General features: G+C 63.9%; 1 protein-coding gene. It reads left to right on the plus strand.

Annotated elements, in window-relative coordinates:
* On the plus strand, positions 1–219 hold a 219-nt coding region (locus H2O73_RS24655), incomplete at both ends, for a family 1 glycosylhydrolase (RefSeq protein ID WP_182110882.1).

Here is a 219-nt window from a genome sequence, read left to right on the forward strand (position 1 = left end):
TATTACACGCGCAAGATCATCGGCCCCGGTGACAGCCCCTGGCCCGCTTATCGCGAGATCGACGGGCCCCTTCCCAAGACCCAGATGGGATGGGAGGTGTTTCCAGAAGGGCTGCATGCGCTGCTCACCATGATGCAGGCGCGCTTTACGGGCGACTTGCCGATCTACATCACCGAGAACGGCATGGCCTCGGCCCTCACGGGCAACGACGCGGACCGC

Source organism: Vibrio marinisediminis, assembly GCF_014050145.1.
GTDB classification, from domain to species: domain Bacteria; phylum Pseudomonadota; class Gammaproteobacteria; order Enterobacterales; family Vibrionaceae; genus Vibrio; species Vibrio marinisediminis.